The organism is Rothia sp. HMSC036D11 (genome assembly GCF_001814205.1).
GTDB classification, from domain to species: Bacteria; Actinomycetota; Actinomycetes; order Actinomycetales; family Micrococcaceae; genus Rothia; species Rothia dentocariosa.
The window spans coordinates 178,540-198,926 of record NZ_KV815312.1; the positions used below are offsets into that span (position 1 = coordinate 178,540).

The 20,387-nt window shown below is 51.3% G+C and carries 25 protein-coding genes; 12 read left to right on the forward strand and 13 right to left on the reverse strand.

Annotated elements, in window-relative coordinates; translation table 11 throughout:
• Positions 1–94: 94 nt before the first annotated feature.
• The 3 genes from HMPREF2958_RS08080 to HMPREF2958_RS08090 all read left to right on the forward strand — a co-directional run bounded on the left by HMPREF2958_RS08080 (position 95) and on the right by HMPREF2958_RS08090 (position 1,731).
• Complete coding sequence (locus tag HMPREF2958_RS08080) at positions 95–838, forward strand: 1,4-beta-cellobiosidase (RefSeq protein WP_239661982.1); 744 nt, start codon at positions 95–97, stop codon at positions 836–838.
• 226 nt (positions 839–1,064) lie between these two features.
• Positions 1,065–1,292, forward strand: coding sequence for a YdeI/OmpD-associated family protein (locus HMPREF2958_RS08085; RefSeq protein WP_004005170.1), 228 nt, complete (start codon positions 1,065–1,067; stop codon positions 1,290–1,292).
• Positions 1,293–1,539: 247 nt separating this feature from the next.
• The gene (locus tag HMPREF2958_RS08090) at positions 1,540–1,731 is read left to right on the forward strand and encodes a type II toxin-antitoxin system VapB family antitoxin (RefSeq protein ID WP_004005169.1); all 192 of its coding nucleotides are present in this window, start codon (positions 1,540–1,542) and stop codon (positions 1,729–1,731) included.
• 106 nt (positions 1,732–1,837) lie between these two features.
• Here HMPREF2958_RS08090 and HMPREF2958_RS08095 read toward each other — a convergent pair whose 3' ends face one another.
• The 3 genes from HMPREF2958_RS08095 to HMPREF2958_RS08110 form a co-directional block, all read right to left on the reverse strand.
• A complete protein-coding gene (locus HMPREF2958_RS08095; protein ID WP_037231102.1) occupies positions 1,838–2,095 on the reverse strand; it encodes a GlsB/YeaQ/YmgE family stress response membrane protein in 258 nt (85 codons plus the stop codon).
• 376 nt (positions 2,096–2,471) lie between these two features.
• A complete protein-coding gene (locus HMPREF2958_RS08100) occupies positions 2,472–3,287 on the reverse strand; it encodes a class I SAM-dependent methyltransferase (RefSeq protein ID WP_070697605.1) in 816 nt (271 codons plus the stop codon).
• A gap of 664 nt (positions 3,288–3,951) precedes the next feature.
• Complete coding sequence (locus tag HMPREF2958_RS08110) at positions 3,952–4,911, reverse strand: NADP-dependent oxidoreductase (RefSeq protein ID WP_070697606.1); 960 nt, start codon at positions 4,909–4,911, stop codon at positions 3,952–3,954.
• A gap of 299 nt (positions 4,912–5,210) precedes the next feature.
• Between HMPREF2958_RS08110 and HMPREF2958_RS08115 the strand changes: the two genes are divergently transcribed.
• On the forward strand, positions 5,211–5,843 hold the full coding sequence (locus tag HMPREF2958_RS08115) for a DJ-1/PfpI family protein (RefSeq protein ID WP_070697628.1): 633 nt from the start codon (positions 5,211–5,213) through the stop codon (positions 5,841–5,843).
• A 122-nt stretch (positions 5,844–5,965) separates the two neighbouring features.
• On the opposite strand, the gene HMPREF2958_RS08120 is transcribed toward HMPREF2958_RS08115, so the two are convergent.
• Positions 5,966–6,748, reverse strand: coding sequence for an SDR family NAD(P)-dependent oxidoreductase (locus tag HMPREF2958_RS08120; protein WP_070697607.1), 783 nt, complete (start codon positions 6,746–6,748; stop codon positions 5,966–5,968).
• A gap of 135 nt (positions 6,749–6,883) precedes the next feature.
• Positions 6,884–7,243: a nuclear transport factor 2 family protein gene (locus HMPREF2958_RS08125; RefSeq protein WP_070697608.1), complete on the reverse strand. Its 360-nt coding sequence runs from the start codon at positions 7,241–7,243 to the stop codon at positions 6,884–6,886.
• Positions 7,244–7,336: 93 nt separating this feature from the next.
• Here HMPREF2958_RS08125 and HMPREF2958_RS08130 point away from each other — a divergent pair, with 93 nt between their 5' ends.
• The 4 genes from HMPREF2958_RS08130 to HMPREF2958_RS08145 all read left to right on the forward strand — a co-directional run bounded on the left by HMPREF2958_RS08130 (position 7,337) and on the right by HMPREF2958_RS08145 (position 11,790).
• Positions 7,337–7,993, forward strand: a complete 657-nt coding sequence (locus tag HMPREF2958_RS08130; RefSeq protein ID WP_037231096.1) for a TetR/AcrR family transcriptional regulator — start codon at positions 7,337–7,339, stop codon at positions 7,991–7,993.
• A 746-nt stretch (positions 7,994–8,739) separates the two neighbouring features.
• On the forward strand, positions 8,740–9,516 hold the full coding sequence (locus HMPREF2958_RS08135) for a protein argonaute-2 (protein WP_070697609.1): 777 nt from the start codon (positions 8,740–8,742) through the stop codon (positions 9,514–9,516).
• A gap of 284 nt (positions 9,517–9,800) precedes the next feature.
• The gene (locus tag HMPREF2958_RS08140) at positions 9,801–11,027 is read left to right on the forward strand and encodes a histidine kinase (RefSeq protein ID WP_246828085.1); all 1,227 of its coding nucleotides are present in this window, start codon (positions 9,801–9,803) and stop codon (positions 11,025–11,027) included.
• Between the two features lie 151 nt (positions 11,028–11,178).
• On the forward strand, positions 11,179–11,790 hold the full coding sequence (locus HMPREF2958_RS08145) for a Type 1 glutamine amidotransferase-like domain-containing protein (RefSeq protein ID WP_070697611.1): 612 nt from the start codon (positions 11,179–11,181) through the stop codon (positions 11,788–11,790).
• A 163-nt stretch (positions 11,791–11,953) separates the two neighbouring features.
• On the opposite strand, the gene HMPREF2958_RS08150 is transcribed toward HMPREF2958_RS08145, so the two are convergent.
• The 4 genes from HMPREF2958_RS08150 to HMPREF2958_RS08165 form a co-directional block, all read right to left on the reverse strand.
• Complete coding sequence (locus HMPREF2958_RS08150) at positions 11,954–12,925, reverse strand: class I SAM-dependent methyltransferase (RefSeq protein WP_246828086.1); 972 nt, start codon at positions 12,923–12,925, stop codon at positions 11,954–11,956.
• Between the two features lie 180 nt (positions 12,926–13,105).
• Positions 13,106–13,513, reverse strand: a complete 408-nt coding sequence (locus HMPREF2958_RS08155; protein ID WP_070697612.1) for a DoxX family protein — start codon at positions 13,511–13,513, stop codon at positions 13,106–13,108.
• Between the two features lie 461 nt (positions 13,514–13,974).
• Complete coding sequence (locus tag HMPREF2958_RS08160) at positions 13,975–14,616, reverse strand: LppP/LprE family lipoprotein (protein ID WP_070697613.1); 642 nt, start codon at positions 14,614–14,616, stop codon at positions 13,975–13,977.
• Positions 14,617–14,652: 36 nt separating this feature from the next.
• Entirely contained in the window at positions 14,653–15,090 is a 438-nt protein-coding gene (locus HMPREF2958_RS08165) for an LppP/LprE family lipoprotein (RefSeq protein WP_168165967.1), read from the reverse strand.
• A gap of 468 nt (positions 15,091–15,558) precedes the next feature.
• Here HMPREF2958_RS08165 and tpx point away from each other — a divergent pair, with 468 nt between their 5' ends.
• The gene (gene tpx / locus HMPREF2958_RS08170) at positions 15,559–16,059 is read left to right on the forward strand and encodes a thiol peroxidase (RefSeq protein ID WP_070697615.1); all 501 of its coding nucleotides are present in this window, start codon (positions 15,559–15,561) and stop codon (positions 16,057–16,059) included.
• A gap of 79 nt (positions 16,060–16,138) precedes the next feature.
• On the opposite strand, the gene HMPREF2958_RS08175 is transcribed toward tpx, so the two are convergent.
• From HMPREF2958_RS08175 to HMPREF2958_RS08185, 3 genes are read right to left on the reverse strand one after another with little or no spacing between them, the layout of a single operon-like run.
• Positions 16,139–17,089 carry an AzlC family ABC transporter permease gene (locus tag HMPREF2958_RS08175; protein WP_070697616.1) on the reverse strand — a complete coding sequence of 317 codons (951 nt, stop codon included), beginning with the start codon at positions 17,087–17,089 and terminating at the stop codon, positions 16,139–16,141.
• Between the two features lie 9 nt (positions 17,090–17,098).
• Positions 17,099–17,437, reverse strand: a complete 339-nt coding sequence (locus HMPREF2958_RS08180; protein ID WP_048777603.1) for a branched-chain amino acid transporter permease — start codon at positions 17,435–17,437, stop codon at positions 17,099–17,101.
• On the reverse strand, positions 17,430–18,305 hold the full coding sequence (locus tag HMPREF2958_RS08185) for an AzlC family ABC transporter permease (RefSeq protein ID WP_070697617.1): 876 nt from the start codon (positions 18,303–18,305) through the stop codon (positions 17,430–17,432). Before HMPREF2958_RS08185 ends, HMPREF2958_RS08180 begins: the two co-directional genes overlap by 8 nt.
• Before the next feature lie 171 nt (positions 18,306–18,476).
• Here HMPREF2958_RS08185 and HMPREF2958_RS08190 point away from each other — a divergent pair, with 171 nt between their 5' ends.
• The gene (locus HMPREF2958_RS08190) at positions 18,477–18,941 is read left to right on the forward strand and encodes an OsmC family protein (protein ID WP_070697618.1); all 465 of its coding nucleotides are present in this window, start codon (positions 18,477–18,479) and stop codon (positions 18,939–18,941) included.
• A 115-nt stretch (positions 18,942–19,056) separates the two neighbouring features.
• On the opposite strand, the gene HMPREF2958_RS08195 is transcribed toward HMPREF2958_RS08190, so the two are convergent.
• Complete coding sequence (locus HMPREF2958_RS08195) at positions 19,057–19,713, reverse strand: hypothetical protein (RefSeq protein WP_070697619.1); 657 nt, start codon at positions 19,711–19,713, stop codon at positions 19,057–19,059.
• 123 nt (positions 19,714–19,836) lie between these two features.
• On the opposite strand from HMPREF2958_RS08195, the gene HMPREF2958_RS11215 reads away from it, so the two are divergent.
• Together HMPREF2958_RS11215 and HMPREF2958_RS10775 are read left to right on the forward strand one after the other, a co-directional pair.
• Positions 19,837–20,004, forward strand: coding sequence for a Type 1 glutamine amidotransferase-like domain-containing protein (locus HMPREF2958_RS11215; protein WP_083313731.1), 168 nt, complete (start codon positions 19,837–19,839; stop codon positions 20,002–20,004).
• 130 nt (positions 20,005–20,134) lie between these two features.
• The coding region (locus HMPREF2958_RS10775; protein ID WP_168165968.1) for a Type 1 glutamine amidotransferase-like domain-containing protein at positions 20,135–20,387 on the forward strand (253 nt) is incomplete at its 3' end.

Genomic DNA, 20,387 nt, shown 5'->3' on the forward strand with positions numbered 1-20,387 from the left:
TATTTGCAAAATCTGGAAAATTCCTGACAATACATGTGAGCTATGCGACGGTTAAAACACCAGCTGATATTTATCAGGAGAAAGGATGCGAATTATGACTACCAAGAAGGCTACCGCATGCGTATCTCTGGCTGTTGCTGGCATCTTGGCTTTGAGCGCCTGCGGCTCAAATAGTGCGAATGATTCTTCAAGTTCGTCCTCGGCTTCTTCTTCATCAAGTTCATCTCGTGCTTCTAGCTCCACAGGAAGCTCCAGTGCTGTGAATAACGGCGGTGGAACATCTGGAAATTCCGGTTCAGGTGCTAACGGTGGCGCAGGTGCGGAACAGAATTCCGGTAATGGTGCAGTGCAAGGTGACGGTGGTACCGGTGCTGGTACCGGCGCTAATGGAGGCGGTGCTCAGGCAGATCAGGGTGCTGGAGCTAACGGCGGTGTCGCTGGCGGCGGAGCTCAACAACAGGGCGCCCCCGGAAAGACAGCGAACCAAAATCCCGGTTCTGAAGGGTATGTGCAGGTTGCTGAAGACGGATCCTGGACTGCAACCGAACCCGACGGTGAGATCGTGAGGGTGTATCCCGATGGGTCGTGGGATCGGAGCAATCCAGCCACCGGAAACACCGATTGGGTGGGTGCCGATGGGTCTTGGATTACAAATGAGAATGGTCTGCCCAACGGCTCCAATAAGAACTCACAGGTGCAACCTAACGGTACCTACGAGGTCAGGATGAACGGTGAAACGTCTCGTGAGACCCCAAGTGGAACGCCTGAAACCCCCGTGATGCCCAATGGTTCGAATGCGGTAACCCCTAAGGGAGCAGTTCAGCCGGCAAAGCGCTGATACCCCTTTGAAAGAAACGGTTAGGCGCGCATCCTCAACCATCGCAGGATGCGCACCTCTCTGTCTCTGTGAGGTGAAAGCTAATAAAACCACCCTCAGGAGTACTGTGACCCGCGGAAAATACTGCCCGGTATAGTTCGCGCTTACCTGAAATCTTGAACCTGCCACCGTGCTACAGGTAGCGTGGAGTACAGGTACACGATAAACACCCACCTCAGGAGGCTTTATGCGCGAACAACACACTATGCCGAAAGATATTGCGGCGGCCCTGAAAAACGCGGGGTTACGCGCCGACTATAAGGCTCGACCAGCGTATCAGCGCAACGACTATATTGGTTGGATCAACCGCGCCAAGACACCGGCGATGCGTATCGAGCGCCTCGAACAAATGCTCACCGAGCTGGCACAGGGCGGTATCTATATGGGCAAGGAACATAAGGCCTCACGTAAATAGGTTCAGCATGTACTTTCACGCGGCCGTCCACATTTTGAATACGCACCCTAAGCTATATCTTGCGCCCTGTCGGGGCGCGGAATGCGGTTTAATCTGTATTATTCAGACTGGCTTATGATGAAGACATCCCCGACGGGGGGGGGGTAGACCATGATTATTACTGTTCTCTAGCTCACCGGTGTAATGCACAATAGGCAGCATTATTATCTACATCAAGGGTGTGCTGTTTACTGATGCGGAGGGTATTATGCGTACAACTGTGACTTTGGATGAAGAGATTGTTGCTAAAGCGGCTAAGCTCACTGGTATCGAAGAACATTCTTCTCTAGTGCGTGCTGCCTTGGAAACTCTGGTACGTGTTGAAAACGGACGCCTGCTTGCTACATTAGGAGGTTCCGAACCTCAAGCCCAGGCAGCTCCACGGCACCAAGATACATGAGTGCATATAAGGGTGGTTTCTAATAAAACGCACCCATAACGCACAATAAAAGCGGATCCTCGAAACAGAATATTCGAGGATCCGCTTTTGCAGAATGTGGAAGAAGCTACTTCTTGTGTGTGACGCTCAGATAGATGGAGATGGCGACCATCGCGGCGATAATCGAAAGAATCCAGCGGATCCAGTCGATACCGGCGGTTTCAGCAACACCAAGCAGACCAGCTACCCAGCCTCCGACAAATGCGCCGACAGCACCCAAGATGATGGTCCAAAGAATAGAAATATTCTGCTGACCCTTCATGAACAGGCGGGCAAGGGCGCCAATAATAGCACCCGCAATAATCATCCCAATAAGCTGACCCATAGATACCTCCTTGCGGTTTGGATGAGTCATATACTGCGCAGAGTTCCATAGACTTTGCACACGAGCGATAATGTGTGGTTATCGCATATGAACCCTCAATTGTACAGTACAAATTACTTGATGGGTAAACTATATGTGTATGCAGTTCCAACCCGGACTGTACACTATGCGGAGCCTGCGAAGCTATAACCCCAGGAGCAGAAAAGAGCAGCCGGGGTAAGACGCGCTAAAAGGCAACGGGTTCTGGCTTGTTACCTCACCCAGTTTCGGAATGCGGTTTATTTCCTGCTGCGCTTGAAATAGTGCCCCGGCGGGTAAATCGCCGGATCCTGCTTGTGCAGGAAGAATAATCTGATGACGCTTGAAATACGCAGGGTTAGTCTATCCGGTAGTGGAGCATACGGAAGGATTCCTTCAGGAATGGTAAACGCCGCGCTATCATGGCAGACAGTGCCCCGCTCTTCTTCCACGCCGGAAAGTCTGTCATCAGCCGTTTAGCGCTCACCAAGCGCAGGTTATGAGCCCAACGCTCGGGTTCATGATCGTCGTCGCATCCAAAAACGAATCGCGCGCGGGAGTGCTTAAGCGCTTCGTGCTGATCAGAATGCGAAACCATCCACGAGTTTATGACGTCGAACGCGATCTCACTGCCGTGAAAACGCTGCGCAAGATCGCGGAACAGGGCGCGCACCGTGTAACGGTCAAAGTACATCATCATGCCTTCAATCACGAACAGAAATTGGGCATTCGGCTGCAGATCGTTCAGCTCGTCCATCCAACCCGCGTCGAAGGCTGAGGTTCCCAGGAAAACTTCACTGCCTTGAGGGGGCAGCAACTTTATACGCAAAGTCATCACATCGGGTAAATCTAGGCTGTAAAACGGTACGTTCTGCGCGATTTCGCCGATGCGCTCCCGGCGGCTGTCTAGGCCACATCCGACATTGACGATCACCGGGTTAGGTTGGCGCTTAATAAAATCGGCCGCGAGTCGGTCAAAGTAATCCGCACGAATTGCGGTGCCGACAACGGTGTGAATGACGTTATCAAATTTAGAGAAATTGTAGTCTAACTCTGAAACGATACGCCCCGCTGCCTCATCTTTGATGATTGGATCAGGCTGTTGCGAGGCGAGGTGCTTCATGTACAGGGGAATAAGTAAGGTCTCGCTGATGGCATCTTCGATTTTCAGCATAGGAAAAAGGCCCCTTTCAGCTTTGACGAGGAGGTTAGCTTATCCTTAGTATACCGCGCGAGAACCTTTATTTTTAGGGTCTTTTCCAAAGGTTTTTATACGGCGACGCAAGATTGAGGAGTGCTGCCGCAGGCGAGAGGAGGCTCTGGGCGCGAAAGGAAGAGCCGCGTGAGGCACATACTGGTGTATATTCAGGTTCTTATTCCGGCGTTACAACCACAACATGACAAAGCGGGAGCATTTTCTTCATTCGGGAGCAGGTAAAGTGCTCCCAAATGAAGAAAATGCTCCCGAATTGAGCGTTACCGCAAGAGAAGAACTCTTCCATTACCTAAACAAATCCCACACGCTGAAGGTCGTGCGGCGGTAGATAGCCCCTTTTACGGCTCGCTTCGGGTTTTTCACAAACCCCATACCGCGCCTGCCATAACCAGGAATCACAGCTCTTTTCATGGCGCGTTTTGCCCGACCAGTGGTGCGGGCCTTAATCATTCGTTTCACACTGGGTTTTCGCATACCAATTCTCATACCTTTAGCCTACTCCCAGCGTCGCAAACATGCGTGCCGCATCGTCACGGGCACGCATAAGGCGAGGCTTTGATTGCATAGCCACCTCTTTGTAGCCATACGCCAAAACCTCGCCCGTATGAATAACCCAAGAGAGTTACATAACCACTACGAGTTTGCCGCGTGTATGTTTCTCAGCTACACGATCCTGCGCGGCGCCAAGTTCCTCAAGTGAGTATTTCTTCTCAATGATCGGGCGCAGCTGACCGCGCTCGACGGCATTGGTAATCCACTTCATGGCCTCGGACGATGCCTTGGTCGCCAGCAGGAAACCCACGCGACGGTTCGTGAACAGCGAGGTCAGCACCGCCGGAAGACCGTCAGGCGAGACCGTCATCATGCGCCCGCCCGGCTTCAAATAGTTGCGGTAAAACGCGGTCACAACGCCGCCGCAGTCCAGGATCGCATCGAATTTCTCAACCTTTTCGGGGTCTGGCAGAGCCTCGTGGTCGTATGCCTCAATCGAACCTAGCTCGCGGCACAGAGCTATATTTTCTTCGGCAGAAACGGTTGCCACCTGAGCCCCTAAAATCTGCCCAATCTGCAGCGCGGCATGCCCCACACCGCCGCTGGCACCCACTACCAGCAGACGCTGACCGGCCTGGAGTTTCAGGTTCTTGCGGAGCACCTGCAGGGCAGCAAGGCTCACGAGCGGCAGTGCCGCCGCATCAATCTGGTTCTGGATGCGCGGCGCATGGTGAATCCGGTTCTCACGGAATAGCGCGTATTCGGCTGCTGTGCCGGTGGGCGCCATCGAAATGGAGCCGTTGAACCCCCACACGATATCGCCAACTTTGTAGTCCATCACGCCGGTGCCCACGCTGACAATCTCGCCGAGCGCATCCACACCGGTACCTTTGGGGAAGCGTTTGCCCGTAAAAAGCCGCATTTCGCCTTCGCGCACGATCACGTCAATGCGATTCACGCTGAAGGCCTGCACGCGTACCAACACCTGGCCGGGGCGGGGAGATGGCACGGGAACCTCGTTGATCGTGAGCAGATCAGACCCGCCAAATTTGTCGTATTGTACGGCGCGCATTGTGGTTGGTAGCGACATATTTATCTCTTTCTTATCGGTCATTGCGGAAGCATCGGTGTAGGATGCACGGCATTCGACATGAGAACCGCAGCTGTGTAATGGGCGACGGCACCCAAAATAATGCCTCTGTGTTTAACTCTAACCTGTATGCGTGCCAAACCGTGATAAATGACGGTTTTACGACGGGCACACGAGCATATTTCCAGGCATACAAATCTGCAGCACATGCCTGAGCGCATAATAAAAACCCTTGATGTGAATAAAACGTTGAAGAATCGTGCTTGATTCACATAAAGACCCTTTTTAGCATGGGTGCTATGACGACTACATCTGTGTACTGTCTTTTCTTCGACGGCTATGAGACTCTCGACGCTATGGGACCCATCGAATTTTTGCACCGTGTGCCTGATGTGTGTATGCGGTATATCTCGGTGGCGGGCGCATCCGAGAGCGGTAGTTCACTGGTACGTTCCGCCCAGGGCTTTACCCTCAAGACGGAAATTGTTGAAAGTCTTCCTCCGGGGAGCATTCTGCTGATTCCAGGAGGTATAGGCACGCGCTCTCTCGTCATGAATAACCTATTCCTGCAAAACCTTGCGAAATTGGTACAGCAAAGCCAAACCTGCCTGACAGTCTGCACCGGAGCGGCACTTCTTGCCGCCACAGGTGTTCTTGACGGGAAGCCTGCTACTACTAACAAACGTGCCTTCAAGTGGGTGCGTGGGACGCGCCCACAGGTGAGGTGGCAGCAGAAGGCGCGTTGGGTGAGCACAGAGAAGTTTTATACATCCTCGGGAGTTTCGGCGGGTATGGATATGACTCTAGGTTTTATCGCCGACCAGTGGGGCTTGGAAACGGCTCAAGAGATCGCGTCCCGCTGCGAATATCTGTGGCAAAATGACCCGGAGACTGACCCATTTGCACATTCTGCCGAGTTCGAGTCAGCGTAGCTGCCTCCCAGCGTATAAAAAGGCTCTCTATACGAATAAAGCGGATTTTCTAAAGCTTGATTCGTATAAAGAGCCTTTTTTTACAGCGCTAGAGAGAGGGGAGGGAGAACGGAGCAGCGAGCCTAGTGCGTCGTAATACCGCCATCCACGCTCAATACCGCGCCGGTCACCCATGCGGCCGCATCCGATGCCAAAAACGCGGCGGCACGCCCAATATCAGCAACATTCCCGATGCGCCCCAATGGAATCAACGCCGAAGCATTTTGCTTCATGTGCTCCTGCGCTTCAGGCGGCATCGCAGAAACATTGCGCAGCAATTGCGGAGTTTCGACCATTCCCGGCGCAATCGCATTCACGCGCACTCCGGCGGAACCCGCCTCAAACGCTAATGACTGTGTGAAAAGATTTAACGCGCCCTTTGTCATGGAATAGACCGTCGAAGGGCGTCCGGGAAGCATTCGTTTCGAAAAATATGAAGAAATGTTAACAATATTGCCAGAATTTTTAGCGAGTTCAGGCAATAACTTTTGTGCCAAGAAATATGGGGCTTTAACGTTGAGATTAAAATGCTCGTCAAAAACGCTCTCATCGGTTTGTTCAAAGGGAATAAACCGTGCAATACCGGCATTATTGACCAGCACATCAATACTTCCCAAAATATCGAGGGCGTGCTCGGCGGCACGGTGTACTTCAGAAATATCCGTTAAATCTGCTGCGAAGGTGTGCACAGTCACGGGGTATTCGCTCAAGCGCGCGCTGGCTTCTACAAGTTTTGTGGGGGTGCGAGCAATGAGGAATAGGTTAGCACCTTGGCGGGCAAATTCTTCGGCAATACCGTAGCCGATACCGTCGCTGCCGCCGGTAATAACGGCATTCTTGCCGGAAAGAGCAGAATTGGTATTCATGATGATCTCCTTGGGGGAGGGAATGAGTGATAAAGAGTAATTCCCGCATAAAACCTGCTATCTCAGGCGAGAGCAGCGAATGTGCTGCGGGTATTTAGGAATTTGCTGAAGTTGAATGAAAGTGGCTAGAGAGCTTTACTCGCCTTTTATAAAGGCCATAAAGGCGGCGCCGTCAAGATAAATGCTGGAGGCAACAATTTTGCCGTCTCGCACTGTGAGAAATTCCGGAACCTCGAAAATCTGGGTGGCTCCTGCGGGGGAGTTTGCGGTGTAGCGCGCAATAACCGCCGCTTTATCGCCTTCAACCACAAGATGTGCAAGCTCAACATTAGTGGTGGAATTAAAAAAATTTCCGGCACCCTGCAGATAATCTTGTTTGCCAAGATTTTGTTCTGCACTGTTGAATCCGTAGGCTAATTTATCGGAAATGTAGTCTTGCCAATTTTCGGCGTGAATTGCCGAATAGTAATTCAGGACGGTCTGCTTAGTAGTCATTTGACCCTCTCGCGAATAGAATATATGACATGCGGGTATAACCCACGCATTTAACTGTAACAGACATGTTCTATTTATTAGGGTAATAACTACGTGATTGATTCATCTAAGCCATTGCGAGCTGATGCGCGGCGCACGGTCAATATCGTGCTTCACGCCGCCGAACAAGTATTGCGCCGAGACCCAACCGCCTCGCTGGAGCAGGTGGCTACGGTTGCAGGAGTCACTCGAACAACTATTCATCGCAGATTCGCCAGCCGCGAGGTTCTTCTCGCGGAGCTGAGTAATATTGCCGTTAGAGAATTTTATGAAGCATTTGAGTCAGCAAGTCCTGAGACCGCTCCCGTAATGGTGGCGCTGCATCGCCTGACCGTTAACGTGATGCGGGTGAAGGCGATCTGGTTGTATGCGATGGCGCATCTGAGCGATGATGATCCCGCCGTGATTACAAAACAGCGCACTCTTTTAGGGCGTTTGGGTAAGGTTTTTGAGCGTGCACAGCGTGAGGGCTATATCGCTGCAGATGTAGACCTTATCTGGGCGCAGCGTATGTTCCGTGCCATGACTGACGAGGCGGTAGCTGGTATCACTGGCACCGGTATGGGGGCTAAAGCCCCGCCAATGCCGACCGGTCCGGATGATTTGGCCAGACTGGAGGCGGTTGTAGACGATGCCGAGCTAGACCGCCTGACCACTTTGATTATGCACACTTTGTTCACTGGAATTGGAACTCACGAACCCTCTATATGACATGCAATCAGCGAGATGGATACAAGACCTTATTCGGTAGAAAGTATCTAACCTAGCTCGTGAAATATTGCAGTATTGTCCGCCTTGGATCGTAAGAGTGAAGGATAAAAATACGCAGAGTTTAGCCGCGTTTCGGTAGTCCACCAGGCAGATACCCACTGGGAAAAAGTTGGTGAGAAACGACATATACTCCTCAACAAAAGGTATGAATCACCCCGCAATACCGCGGGGAGCCGGTAGACGCTATTGTGCACCAGAACGGTTTTACCCAACCAACGTGAAATAGAGGCTGTATCTCGCGGCACTCAATACCCCACGACGTGGGCGGTGTGCGGTATGTTTTTGTGGGCCTCCACCTTGTCGCGCTCATGGTGCACTTCGAGTAGAAACGATCGATGCAATCGAACATCAGGGGAGAGTCGGGGAACCTGTTTGCCAGTGTGCGTACAAAATTCGGTGAGCTACGTCAAAATATCTAATGGATAAGGTGCGCTCATAATAATTCTGATACGTCCTTACAATTCAAGATACGCTTCGCCTGTATCAAAAACGAGAGGCAGAGCTATATTTTTCTGTAAAAACTTAATGGAGAAATTTTTCATAAAACCTTGACTAAATAACTTCGAATATTTCTATATCAACGTAAAAAATTCGTTCTCAGAATAATTATTGTGATGATTCCTCGATATCTCTTGTATCTCGGTCCTGAATTATGTTTAGGGTTGAATTGTTCATGTCACCGATGAATGGAGTTTATGATGGCTTTTCGCTATTCTCGTTCGGCTATGACCGGAGCTGCTATTTTCACCCTTGCAGGTGTAACGGTTCTTCCGCTCGCGCAAGCAAACGCAGCACCTGCAAGCCCTCAGGATGAGGCACGTTCTGGAGCCACACAGGGTCAGCCAAATTCTGCAGCGCAGAACGGTCAGGATCAGGGTCAGCAGCAGGGCGCCAATGCTGATGCTCAAGGTCAGCAGGCTCAGCCTGGCGCAACCCAGGATCAGCAGCAGAGCGCTAACGGTCAGGGTCAGCAGGCTCAGGGTCAACAACAGGGTGCATCCGCATCCCAGAGCAGCTCAAACTCGAATTCTGCATCACAGAATAATCAGAGCCGTCAGAGCCAGCCTTCCGCCCCCGCGAATCAGAACTCTGGTTTTATTGCGATCACCTCTGTCGATGGATTCATTGACCCACAGAATACTGATAACGTTCTGTCTGTAGAGACTACGGGGATCGATAATACCCACCGTGTACAGTACGAGCCGCGTGTTCAGGAACTTGATGAGTTCGGGAACATCGTTAATGATGACGTTAGCAACGGCGGAGGGTCTAGTCTTGGTTCGGACGGGAGCTTCGGGATGTACGTGAGTGTTGATGGCACTAAGATTAACCCGAACCACCAGTACCGGGTCTACATTGATGCGTTCGATCAGGATGCTATGACGACGAGTTACGCTTACTACCCCATCGTGGTTTGGAACCGTACCTACATTCCGGTTGTTCCTCTGTCGGCAGCACGGTAATTAATACACCGTATTATCTTTTGCATTTTGTTTAGTGTATTAGATTTCTGAAAATAAAATATATTTTCGGCTCAAGGGTCTTCGGGAGCATGTGTTAGTGATATGCATGCTGTTGAAGACCCTTTGAGTCGTGTTGACACATTAGTTTATGTATATATTTTCCATCGAAACATTCATGTTGTCATAAAAATAAATATCAAGAAATAATGCTAAAAATGCTAGACCTAAACTCAACCATGTATTACATTTAACAGTATTCCACTAACCGATGAATGGAGTACAAAATGTCCAATACCCGTTTTATCCTGACCGGAGTGGGTGCGCTTGCCCTCCTAGGTGCATCCGTGGTGCCGTCCGTTCCTTCCTTTGCCGCTGAAGGGAACGCTGGTGCGCAGACTCAGCAGGCTATCTCTACGCTTCCGGGTGGCCAAAATACTGGCACTAATAACACCAATGGGAACAACACAAATATTAATACAGGAGCTAAAGTAACTTCCGTTGAGGGCGGTCCGCTGAACCCTCTGACAGGGCAGAACAACCTTACGATTACTGGTGAGGGGATTGACCTCAACAAGTCTTTTGACGGTTTAGGTGCAGAGGTCTACGAGGTTGATGCAGACGGCGACTTCACGGGCGAAAACTTAGTTCAAGACGGCGGAGGCCTTGTTGTGACGGAAGACGGTCATTTCCGTGGCACTGCCAAGGTTAAAGGCGATTTCGATCCCCAGAAACACTATGTTCTCTACATTATGAGCTACCCCGGGCACGGTAACCGCACAATAGAGGCTAAACAAGATCTTCCTGTACAGCAGGTTGACAGCAAGGACCTGCAGTCTTCCGTAACCCTGACCACCAACTCCTCGAAGACAAATAAGCTCAGCAGCCACCTGAACACCAATGTCTTGACCCTGACCGGAACCCATTTTGATGACGTGAAGCAGGTCAAGATAAAAGTTGAGGGGCTGGATGAGAACGGTCAGGTTAACGAAACTCTTGCCACCAAAGACGTCTCGGCAGAGGTGAAGAACGGTAACTTTACTACTCAGATTCAGATTCCTGGATCCAAGATTCAGGAAGGTAAGCACTATCGGGTGCTTATTGAATCCAGCAGCGACGACTGGGTAAGGGCTGTGACCAAGGATTTTTATGGCGATACGGATGATGAGGTTGTAGGCATCATTAACGGTGCACCCCTTAGCCGCAGTGCCGCCGAGAATCACCTGAAGGTTGCTGGCGGCGGGTTTAACCCTGCAGCAGCGGCTCAGAACGGCTCCAAGGTTCGGTTGATTTTCACCGAATACAATGTTGAGCTTGATGATCCCAGCAGCGATGAGATCGTGAATACGACTGTTACCCCGAAACCGAACGGCGACTTCGAGGGCGACCTGACTATTCCCGGTAATAAGCTGCAGGCAGGAAAGAAATACGTGGTACGCGCATACCTTGAATACGCGGATGGCGGAGTCGCAAGTGACATTACCCTCAAGACCCTGGTTCCGACCACGAACTAGGCTTTATTAAGAGAAAATCTCTGTGCTGACACCCCTAGAAGAAGATAAGGTGCTACATAAACCTAAAATTTCCTTCTAGGGGTGTTACATGGGTAAATCGACCGGTACGATTTGATAAAACCACACTATAGATGCCTTCGCCAGGAGATAGATGATGCGCGCCTTCCTCTGTTCTTACTTCGCCGGTGTAGAACCCGCCTTCAAAAATTTCTTGCGCGGCAACCCATCACAACAGCAGGTGGTGTTTATTCCTACCGCCAGCACGGTTGAAAACACAACTTTCTACGTTCAGGATGCCCTGAATGTTTTCAAAAATTTAGGGCTAACCCCCGATATTCTCGACATTGCAGAAGTTGATTCAGAAACCGCGAAGTTGCGCATCGAACAAGCTGAAGTTCTCTATATTTCGGGCGGTAATACCTTCTACTTGCTGCAGCAGCTCAAAGCCAAAGACCTCATCAATTTCATTGCCGAAAAAGTGCGCCACGGCATGATGTACGTGGGGGAGTCGGCTGGAGCTATGGTCGCTTCGCCTGATATCGAGTATGCACGAATTATGGACGACTCTGACGCTGCTCTGGGAATGTTTAATTTTAAGGCGTTGGGAATTGTCGATTTTTACCCGGCGGTGCACGAGGAAGAAGAACCTTTCGTTCAGGCGGTACGCCGTATGAAAAGCGAATATTCGGATAAGCTCGATCTTGTGCCCATCAACAATAGCCGTGCGATTCGGGTTGAGGGCGGCGTTCGCTTTATCGTCTAGGTTTTCTTCAGCGGGCAGAAACCCACCGCATAGCGTGTTCACCTTGAACACGGCAGACTTCGGGAGCAGTTTCTTCATTCGGGAGCGGTTAAAACGCTCCCGAATGAAGAAACTGCTCCCGCTTCACCCGTTTACCAGTTTATGATTGTAATTCTGGTCTTTCTTAGTCTTGCGGAACCCTGAACGTGATGCAGTAGAACTGATCATTCCAGAGCAAGCTGGTGTTTGTATCCTCCATTTCTTCGGGTATCAGCGCCTCAATCTCTGAGAGGTCGAAGGTGGCGTTCTTGTAGGCTTTACGGGTGAGGACGTTCTTCTTGTACTGCGAATCGATGTAGTCGGAAGTTTCGTCTGCGATCATAATTTTCGTGCCAGGCTTGGCCACCCGAATCATTTCTTCGATCGCGCGTTTTTTATCGCTAAAGAAGTTAATGCCGCCCACGTGCAGCACCACGTCAAAGCTCTGATCGATGAAGGGCAGGTCCTCGGCGGCACAGTTCACCAGGTTCAGGTTCGCGCGCCCACCCCAGATTTTCTGGCATTTCTTGAGCATCCCGAGCGAAATATCGGCACCCGTCCAGTCGATTGCACTCACCTCAATATCGTCGGGCAGGTACCGTAGGTCGGTACCTGTGCCGATTGAAACGTACAGCGCCGAGCAGCCGGGAAACCACTCTAGTTCTTTCATGAACTGCTGGCGCATCTGTGCGACTTCATGGCCGTAAGCGAGACGCCCAAACCACCGTTCGCCTAGGTCGTAGACGGAGGCTAAGCGGTTGTAGAATTTCATGTATTTGGCGTTATCGCCCTGAACCTGCGCTTCATCCAGACACAGCAGGATGCCGTTCTCTTCGGCTGGAGGGTTAGTGTGGAATTCGGGCTTGAGCTTATCGAGTAGCGTGGTTGACATGATATAGCTTTCGGATTGGTGATAATCAAGGACGACGTCTGTCGTTAAAAACATGACCCCGTAAGCACAAGTGTAGATATATTGTTCTCGATGGTCTTCATCCAAAATATTGATTTTTACTCTTAGGATGCGCGCCGTTGCTACAGAGCAAGTGAACCCCAGGCCATGAGGGCGGCGCAGAGGAAGAACTAGGATGCGCAGCCGGGCGCAAAGATCGTGTTTCACGGGTCCCAACAAAAACATGCGCGCCAAACGCCAACGCCATGAGTGCCCCGGCAATGACAAAAGGTACCACCTACAACCCTCCCAGAGCTATAGTGCACAAGCGGTAATACGTCTAAAACCTTTATCGCGCTGCCTCATAGGCGCGGTCGGGCTCCGAACCGGTCATGAATACCTCTCGTCCTATGAGTTCCTATAGATTTTCCAGGCGCTGTGAATCAGTGGAATCTGCAGAGGCAACCGACCGAAAGCCACAACACGTTTAAACGTTGACTCATGCCGCCAATCCCACGCCATTTGCACATTCGCCGGAAATACCGCCGTATACAGCGCAATAGCCGCGAGGGCACCCGCCCGGCGGGTTGTTGGGACGCTCAGCAGCCCTGCGATACCGAGCTCAGCAGCCCCCGAAGCATAGGTGTAGAACCGTGCGGAGCCCGGCAGGGCGCGAGGCACGATTGCGTCGTAATGTTCGGGTTTCGCGAAATGCAGAACACCCGTGGCCCCTAGAAAACCGGCTGTTACCACGGGCGCTATATGTTTCTTGCCGCCGGAGCGGGAATCATCAGATACGTTTTTCTTCAAGCTCATAATTCTAGTTTTGCACATCCGCACTACTACCGCCGGATGATTTTTGCGGGTTCTCTAGAGCATCGCACATGCGTGGTTCCGCACCTCTAAAACGGAGTAAATTCACATTTCTACCGCACAGCATGAGCCTTACACGTCGTGTAACGATAGCGAATCTATATCAGAACAGGGTAGAATGAGTGAACCGGTGCTAAGACATCACGGAAAGGCCCGTGAGGGCACCCAATCACTGATCCCATGAAAGGAATCCTCTCTTATGAAGAAGCTCATTGTACTTGCTCTCGTCGGCGCAGCAGCATTTTTCGTGTACAAGAAGAAGTTCGCAGCCTAAGCTAGAGTCAGCAGTTTTGATGGGGTACATAAAGCCCACATGAACTGAATACACAGCAGATTTGCGTGAGCCCCGCATCCAGAAGGTTGGATGCGGGGCTCACCGCTTGCTTACACAGGTTTATCAGGAACTATCCGGTCGGCAAATCCCCGTTCATAACAATCTTTTCCTGAGCGGAATCCCAGGTGAACGTCGCTTGGGAAGACCCCACAGAGGCCGAAATCTGGTTCGCAGAATTCCGTGAGACCGAAGGGGAGCCCTGAATCGGGTTGAGCGTGCCGGTTCCTAAGTAGTCTCCATGATGGAACAGCATAATATGTGACGCACCATCGGAAGACCCGACCGTAATCCACGAGAGCTCCGCACTCGAATCGAAAGTCGAAGTATCCGCCGAACTCAGCGACCACGAATGATGACCGCGAAGTTTACTCGCATTAGATTCCAACGCCGAACGCCCGCTTGAGGATGAAGATCCCGAATTAGAATTTGATGATGCGGTTACCGTAACGGTACTTGCCTCCGGCTGCGGGTTGGCGGTCACCGTCACCACAGACACGCTCGGACTTGGGGATGCTGAAGAACTGGTGGCACTTGCTGTGGGAGAGTGAGTTGCGCTGGTTGAAGCGGATGAAGAACTAGATGAGCTGGAACTGCGTGCCGCCTGCGAACTGCTGCCCGAATCGGTGGATGCGCCAAACGGGTTACCGCAGGAAGAAAGCAGAAGCGCCGCGCCAGCGCAGAAAACTAGCGGTTTTACAGGAAATCTAGACATGAAAAACTCTTTTCGTATCGGTGCGTGTTGTTACTCCTAGTTTACTGGCGGCAACTCGCCAGTGCGGGAGACCTGCAGGGTTTGCGGGTCGAAAGTATACACGCTAATAGCCCGCCCCGTTGCACAAGCGTTGCATTCATCAGCTTTGGGGTATACATAACGAACCTCGACGCTCGTGGGCGATAGCCGGTGAGGCACAAACTTTCCAAAAGGCTTTTGTTCTGCAACCCCGATGAACTCACCATGGCTGAAAAACAGTAAATGTGCTGGAGAACTACCCGTTCCATTTTTGAGGTCCATGGTAATCCACGAGAATTCCGCACACGGATCGTAGGTATTTAGCTCGGGGTTTTTGGTAGGAATATTTTCGGGCACTTTAGATGTGTCCCAAGGAGCGCCTTCGCTTGTGTCTCCATCCCATGTGTAGGGTGGTATCTGTTGCCCATATTTTTCGAGAGCCTGCTGATCTGTCAATGTTCCGCACTGCTGCGAGGGGGTGGACGAACTCTGCTCGGCTCCAAAAGGAGCGCCGCACGAGGTAAATAACAGCGTTAGAAGAGCACCAAAAACTATAATTCTGAGACGGGATTTCAGAGAGGAAAGCTTCGTGTTTGCCGGATACATTGCGTTATAGTCCTTACCTTATACATGTGAGGTTGTAAACATTAGATACTGTCTGCAAATTCTCAACCGTGAGAGTAGGCCGTAAGTATCTGATACCTAGAAACATCAGCCGCCGTAAAAGGCAATGTTAAGGTTCCGCCTTTAAACTTACGACGTTATCTGCCAGAATGCCACGATATCCGTCATGTATAGTAGCCCGGTGTCTGTCGATTTCCTGTTTCTCTTCGCAACAGCATGAATGTCGACGAGGCCGTGCCGCCCGGCTCTTACGCGACAGTTCCCCTTGCGCAGGGGCAGAGAACGCGCGACAATGAGGAAATGGCTGAAATTACTTTTCAAAATAACCTTGCAGTTCACACTAGCGGCAACCTTCCCGCCATCGGTTCTAAGCTCCCCGCATTCTCCGTACTCGATGCTGACCTCGCTGAGGTCACCGGCGCCCAGTTCGCGGGTAAGAACCTCGTGCTGAATATCTTCCCATCGGTCGACACCGGCGTATGCGCCGCCTCGGTTCGCAACTTCAACAAAGAAGCCGCCAGTCTTGATAACACCGTTGTCGTGAACGTTTCACACGATCTTCCGTTCGCGCTTGGTCGCTTCTGTGCCGCTGAGGGCATCGAGAATGTTGTTACCACGTCTGCATTCCGCTCATCCTTTGGGCAGGACTTCGGCGTGACAATGACCGACGGTCCGCTTGAAGCCCTGCTGGCGCGTGCCGTGGTAGTCGTGAACCCCGCCGGTGAGGTAGTGTACACCGAGCTCGTTCCCGAAATCACCAACGAGCCCAATTACGAGGCTGCGCTCGCAGCTCTTAAGTAAACGCAGCTGAGCCTATCAAGCAGGCACCATGCTCGGTTTTTCCGTGCCGTGGTGCCTGCTTTTGTTCTGCTGTTTGAAACTATTGCGCTGGTTCGTGCGGAGTCTCTTCTACGCGATCGTGTTCCGCGCGATGGCTTGTAAGCTCGTCGGCGACCAGCATATGTTGAGGCAGAGAACCACGTTTCTTTGCCGCCGCATAACGCCCCACCAGAAGCGCCATATACATAGCCATCGCCACCAGGAGCATCGACCCCGGGGCAATAATCAACGCCACTGCCGCTGCAATCACCGAGAAAAGCACCGTGAGCCTATCGGGGTTAGCGCGATAGGCATCAAGGGCAAGTACCGTAAAGAGCGCAGTCATTACGAAATCGAACCCCTCAAGATGCGCCAGAAAACTCGACCCCAAGAAGAACCCGAGTGTGGAACTGAGGATAACGCTCACATGCATTCCCGCATGAATCCACAGAATGCGTGACCCTCTTAGAGTATGCCGTTCCGGCCCGCTGTTGAGGGCAAAAGCCTCGTCGATGAGCGTATAGACGGTGTAAAACTTGGCGAGAGACCCGTGCACACGCTCGATAGGGTAGGATAGCCCATACATGAGGTGGCGTGAATTGATGAGTAGCGTCATCATCGCGACAGATACTAGCGAGGCCCCGGCTGCCATCATCGTCAGCAATACGAACTCTACAGACCCGGCGAATAAAACTCCCGGAAGCAGGGGCGCAAGCCACCAAGGAAAACCCAAGCTGTGTATCACAACACCGAGCCCAATTCCCACGAAGAATAGACCCAGCATCACAAGGGATGCAACGCGCATTGCCTCACGAAATCCGCTCTCGCCAGTGCGGCGGAGTTCAAGACTAGAGGTGCCGCCTGTACGTAAAGCCTGTTCTCGTTCCTGCACCACCGGGATGCTGCTGGTTGCCAGACCTGCGGCGGCGATAATATCGAGAACCTGTTCGTCGCTGGTTTGTTGCGGCGCGTCCCCAAGGTGGCGGTTGGGGCGTGAAGATCTTTCAGACATGGTATGCCCCTAGAAAACCCAGTTGATAAGAATAACGCAGGTAGCGGTACCGGCGATCATGCTGTACACCATATTCTTCTTCCACAGGTGCACGAGCGCCGTCACCACAAATCCGGCAAGATAGGGAACTGCGGTGTGCGTGGATGAAAAGTCAATACGGCTTATCGCATAGATCGCCAGAAGTGCTACGGCCCCGAGGGGAATCCAGTGGCTGAGCGCATCCAGAATTTCAGAACCCGCAAGGGCTTTCTTGAGGCCAAAGGGGAGCACACGCAGAACAAAGGTTACAGCCGCTGCAACCAGAACGGCGCTGATGATATAACCGCTATCGATGTGACCGTTAATCATGGGGGTTCTCCTGCGAGTTGTCGTGATGAGTGAGCGTGGTGCTTGGGGTTTTCACCTGATCTGTCGTGCTGTCTTCGGCAACCGTCAGCGATGCGTTATTCTCTGGGGCGGGTATCTGGTGTTCCGGCAGTGTTCCCCGCGATTTTGCGATAAAGAACCGTACTATCAGCAGGGCAGTGTAGGTTCCCATCGACACCAGAAGCATGGAACCGGGGGCCAGGATAATGCCTACCGTGCCGGAGATCAGCGTGAGAAGAGCCGTGACATTATCCCGTTGAGCGCGGTAGGCGTCAATCGCGAGGATCGTAAACAGAGCCGTCATGGCGAAATCCATACCCTCAAGGTGGCTCAGAAACGATGCGCCAATAAAGAACCCGGCGGTTGTTCCTGCCACCCAGCTGATGTGCAGGAATGTACTCACCCATAGAATACGTGCGTGAGAGAGCGTATTCCGGTCGGGGCCGGTGTTGAGCGCGTAGGATTCGTCGCAGAGCGTGTATATGGCGTAGAGCTTCGCCCAGAAACCCTTGACGTTCTGCAGCGGGAAGGAAATACCGTACACCAGATGGCGGGAGTTCACGAGCAGAGTTGTGAAACCAATAGCGCCTACACTGGCTCCGGTTGCGATCATTTCTACCACCAGGAACTCGACGGAACCGGCGTAAACGATGAGGGATATTGCGGGCGCGAGCCACCACGGTAAATGGTGAGCACTAATAATAACGCCCAAACCTAACCCCAACACCACGAAACTTGCAAGCACCACGCTGGATGCCCGTAAAGCCTGTTTGAAGCCGCTCTCGGTGGGGTTATGACCGATCGCGGCGTAATGTTCTGCGTCGCTTGTTTCCTTCGCGGTATCTTTCATGGTGCCTCTCAGCAAGAGTGAAAATGAGTCTTCAATTATCCTATCCAATTTTAGGGAAGTTTTATGTACTTCGTTTTGCTGTACGGAATATCAGGGGAGGAATAAAGATGTGGTGCCTGCGTTATGCTCAATGTACAAGCGACAGTTTCACCGTGTTAAGGAGTATTGCTGATGAATAAAGCGCCTGCTGAGAAAGAAATAGTACGCCGCGAGTCTGAGGACTACCGCGAAGTTCGTGTAGAACGGGTTGATCGCCTGCGGTACCGGGCACATGGTGCGAATGGGGCAACCCTGGACTTCGGGGTGGGCGATGGGCTTCTAACTCCGGTGGAGCTCTTACTCGCAGCGATCGCCGGCTGCTCCTCGGTTGATGTGGATGCGGTCACCACCCGCCGTGAAATCCCACAGGTATTCGAGGTACTTGCTTCTGCTCTGAAGAAGCATGAGGACGGTGCGGTACGTCTTGATGATGTTGAGGTAGATTTTGATGTGCAGTTCCCTGAAACCGAGGCGGGCACGCAGGCCGCTAAGATGGTGGATCGGTTAATTCGTTTGAGCGCTGAGAAGGACTGCACGGTCTCTCGTACGGTGGAGCATCCGACGAAGGTTGAGTTTCATAATGTAAATGCTGAGTAGGGCTTTGCTGGATTATCGTATTGGCCTTGACTTTAAGCATATATTTTTGCCGAGCAGATTATTAAAAGTTATCTGCTCGGCATTTATCGCAGGGGGGCTTTGATGCGGAAACATATTACATATAGTGCGCAGAATCATCAGCAAGGTCGGTGCCTTGAGGGTTTTCGGTCAGATATTGGATAATGGCTTTTTTGTCGTGAAGTATTTCTTCAATCTGAGCCTGGTCTTCTGAACTGTGGATGTGTGCCCACCGACCCTTCTCCTGTCGGAAGATAACATGCGCGGCTATGGAGTATTCTTTGGTAGCTTTTATTGAAAACCTGGCTGCTGTTTTATCGTCTCTGGTTCTGAGGTGGAAAATATCAGGAAACGAAATATCTTCACCTCCACGGAAATTTTTACCCCAAGGAGAATAACTATATTTATTAATACAATTAAAATGTGTTGTAATAATTTTTCCTGTTCGAGTATGGTATTTAATAGTACCGTCTGAGTGAATACTAAAGTACTCCATTTCGTATGCGTAGAGGAAATTCGCGCTAAGTAGTGCTGTACCGCCGAAAAGAATGGTATTCCACGTTCCGGTCCATGCCATATCCCACGGAATGATTAAGGCATCTATTGTTAAACCTAGCGCTGTCACATTCAGCCATCCTTCAAGCTGGTGATACTTCCTCTTAAATACGTAGGGGAGCTTCTTCTCTCGTGATCTGCGCACCGCATCGTAGGTGAGGTAGAAGATGGCAATGGCAACAGTGATAATAATGATCATGGTAGTTCTGCTCAATGTTTTCTCCCTATTCCTTATTATGTGATGTAGCAACTGATCGAATTGGCTAAACTCAGGCGAACTACGCCGATAATATCAGTAGTTCCCTGAAAATTTTGTGGCGTTATCTGTACTCTTGCGTATCTTAATTTTTTTCGCCGCACAGAGCCGAACCTTGAAGAATTTATACGCCGTCAAGACATCATCTATGTCGGAGGCGGTAACACCGCAAACCTCTTAGCTGCGTGGAGGTTGCACGGTCTCTCGTACGGTGGAGTATCCAACGAAGGTTGAGTTTCATAGTGCGAATGCTGAGTAGGGTGTTACCGCGTTGAATCCATATATAGACCTATATACTCTGGATATGCTCGGTGTTTAGGATGGGCTATGATTGCATGGCTTATTTGTGGAGGGTTGGTTACCTATGGAGACTCAACGCACTATTGTGCTTCTGAGTGGTGGGTTCTCTGACGGTGAGAATACTGATCAAGATGTGTTTCTGTTAGAGTCCAGCATGCGGAGAAAACCAAGGGTGTGTTTTATTCCTACGGCTAGTGGAGATTCACGTGCGTATATCGAGCGTTTCTATACTGCCTTTAAAAGATATTCGTGTATTCCTGCTCATCTTGAGCTTTTTCGCCGTACAGAGCCGAACCTTGAAGAATTTATACGCCGTC

Coding starts and splice junctions, on each gene's coding strand:
- HMPREF2958_RS08085 (WP_004005170.1), top strand. CDS start 1,065: ATGCGCGAACAACACACTATGCCGAAAGATATTGCGGCGGCCCTGAAA.
- HMPREF2958_RS08145 (WP_070697611.1), top strand. CDS start 11,179: ATGATGCGCGCCTTCCTCTGTTCTTACTTCGCCGGTGTAGAACCCGCC.
- HMPREF2958_RS08135 (WP_070697609.1), top strand. CDS start 8,740: ATGGAGTTTATGATGGCTTTTCGCTATTCTCGTTCGGCTATGACCGGA.
- HMPREF2958_RS08160 (WP_070697613.1), bottom strand. CDS start 14,616: ATGTCTAGATTTCCTGTAAAACCGCTAGTTTTCTGCGCTGGCGCGGCG.
- HMPREF2958_RS08195 (WP_070697619.1), bottom strand. CDS start 19,713: ATGATCATTATTATCACTGTTGCCATTGCCATCTTCTACCTCACCTAC.
- HMPREF2958_RS08140 (WP_246828085.1), top strand. CDS start 9,801: ATGTCCAATACCCGTTTTATCCTGACCGGAGTGGGTGCGCTTGCCCTC.
- HMPREF2958_RS08155 (WP_070697612.1), bottom strand. CDS start 13,513: ATGAGCTTGAAGAAAAACGTATCTGATGATTCCCGCTCCGGCGGCAAG.
- HMPREF2958_RS08190 (WP_070697618.1), top strand. CDS start 18,477: ATGAATAAAGCGCCTGCTGAGAAAGAAATAGTACGCCGCGAGTCTGAG.
- HMPREF2958_RS08115 (WP_070697628.1), top strand. CDS start 5,211: ATGACGACTACATCTGTGTACTGTCTTTTCTTCGACGGCTATGAGACT.
- HMPREF2958_RS08120 (WP_070697607.1), bottom strand. CDS start 6,748: ATGAATACCAATTCTGCTCTTTCCGGCAAGAATGCCGTTATTACCGGC.
- HMPREF2958_RS08090 (WP_004005169.1), top strand. CDS start 1,540: ATGCGTACAACTGTGACTTTGGATGAAGAGATTGTTGCTAAAGCGGCT.
- HMPREF2958_RS08095 (WP_037231102.1), bottom strand. CDS start 2,095: ATGGGTCAGCTTATTGGGATGATTATTGCGGGTGCTATTATTGGCGCC.
- HMPREF2958_RS08125 (WP_070697608.1), bottom strand. CDS start 7,243: ATGACTACTAAGCAGACCGTCCTGAATTACTATTCGGCAATTCACGCC.
- HMPREF2958_RS08080 (WP_239661982.1), top strand. CDS start 95: ATGACTACCAAGAAGGCTACCGCATGCGTATCTCTGGCTGTTGCTGGC.
- HMPREF2958_RS08100 (WP_070697605.1), bottom strand. CDS start 3,287: ATGCTGAAAATCGAAGATGCCATCAGCGAGACCTTACTTATTCCCCTG.
- HMPREF2958_RS08110 (WP_070697606.1), bottom strand. CDS start 4,911: ATGTCGCTACCAACCACAATGCGCGCCGTACAATACGACAAATTTGGC.
- HMPREF2958_RS08185 (WP_070697617.1), bottom strand. CDS start 18,305: ATGAAAGATACCGCGAAGGAAACAAGCGACGCAGAACATTACGCCGCG.
- tpx (WP_070697615.1), top strand. CDS start 15,559: ATGGCTGAAATTACTTTTCAAAATAACCTTGCAGTTCACACTAGCGGC.
- HMPREF2958_RS08175 (WP_070697616.1), bottom strand. CDS start 17,089: ATGTCTGAAAGATCTTCACGCCCCAACCGCCACCTTGGGGACGCGCCG.
- HMPREF2958_RS08180 (WP_048777603.1), bottom strand. CDS start 17,437: ATGATTAACGGTCACATCGATAGCGGTTATATCATCAGCGCCGTTCTG.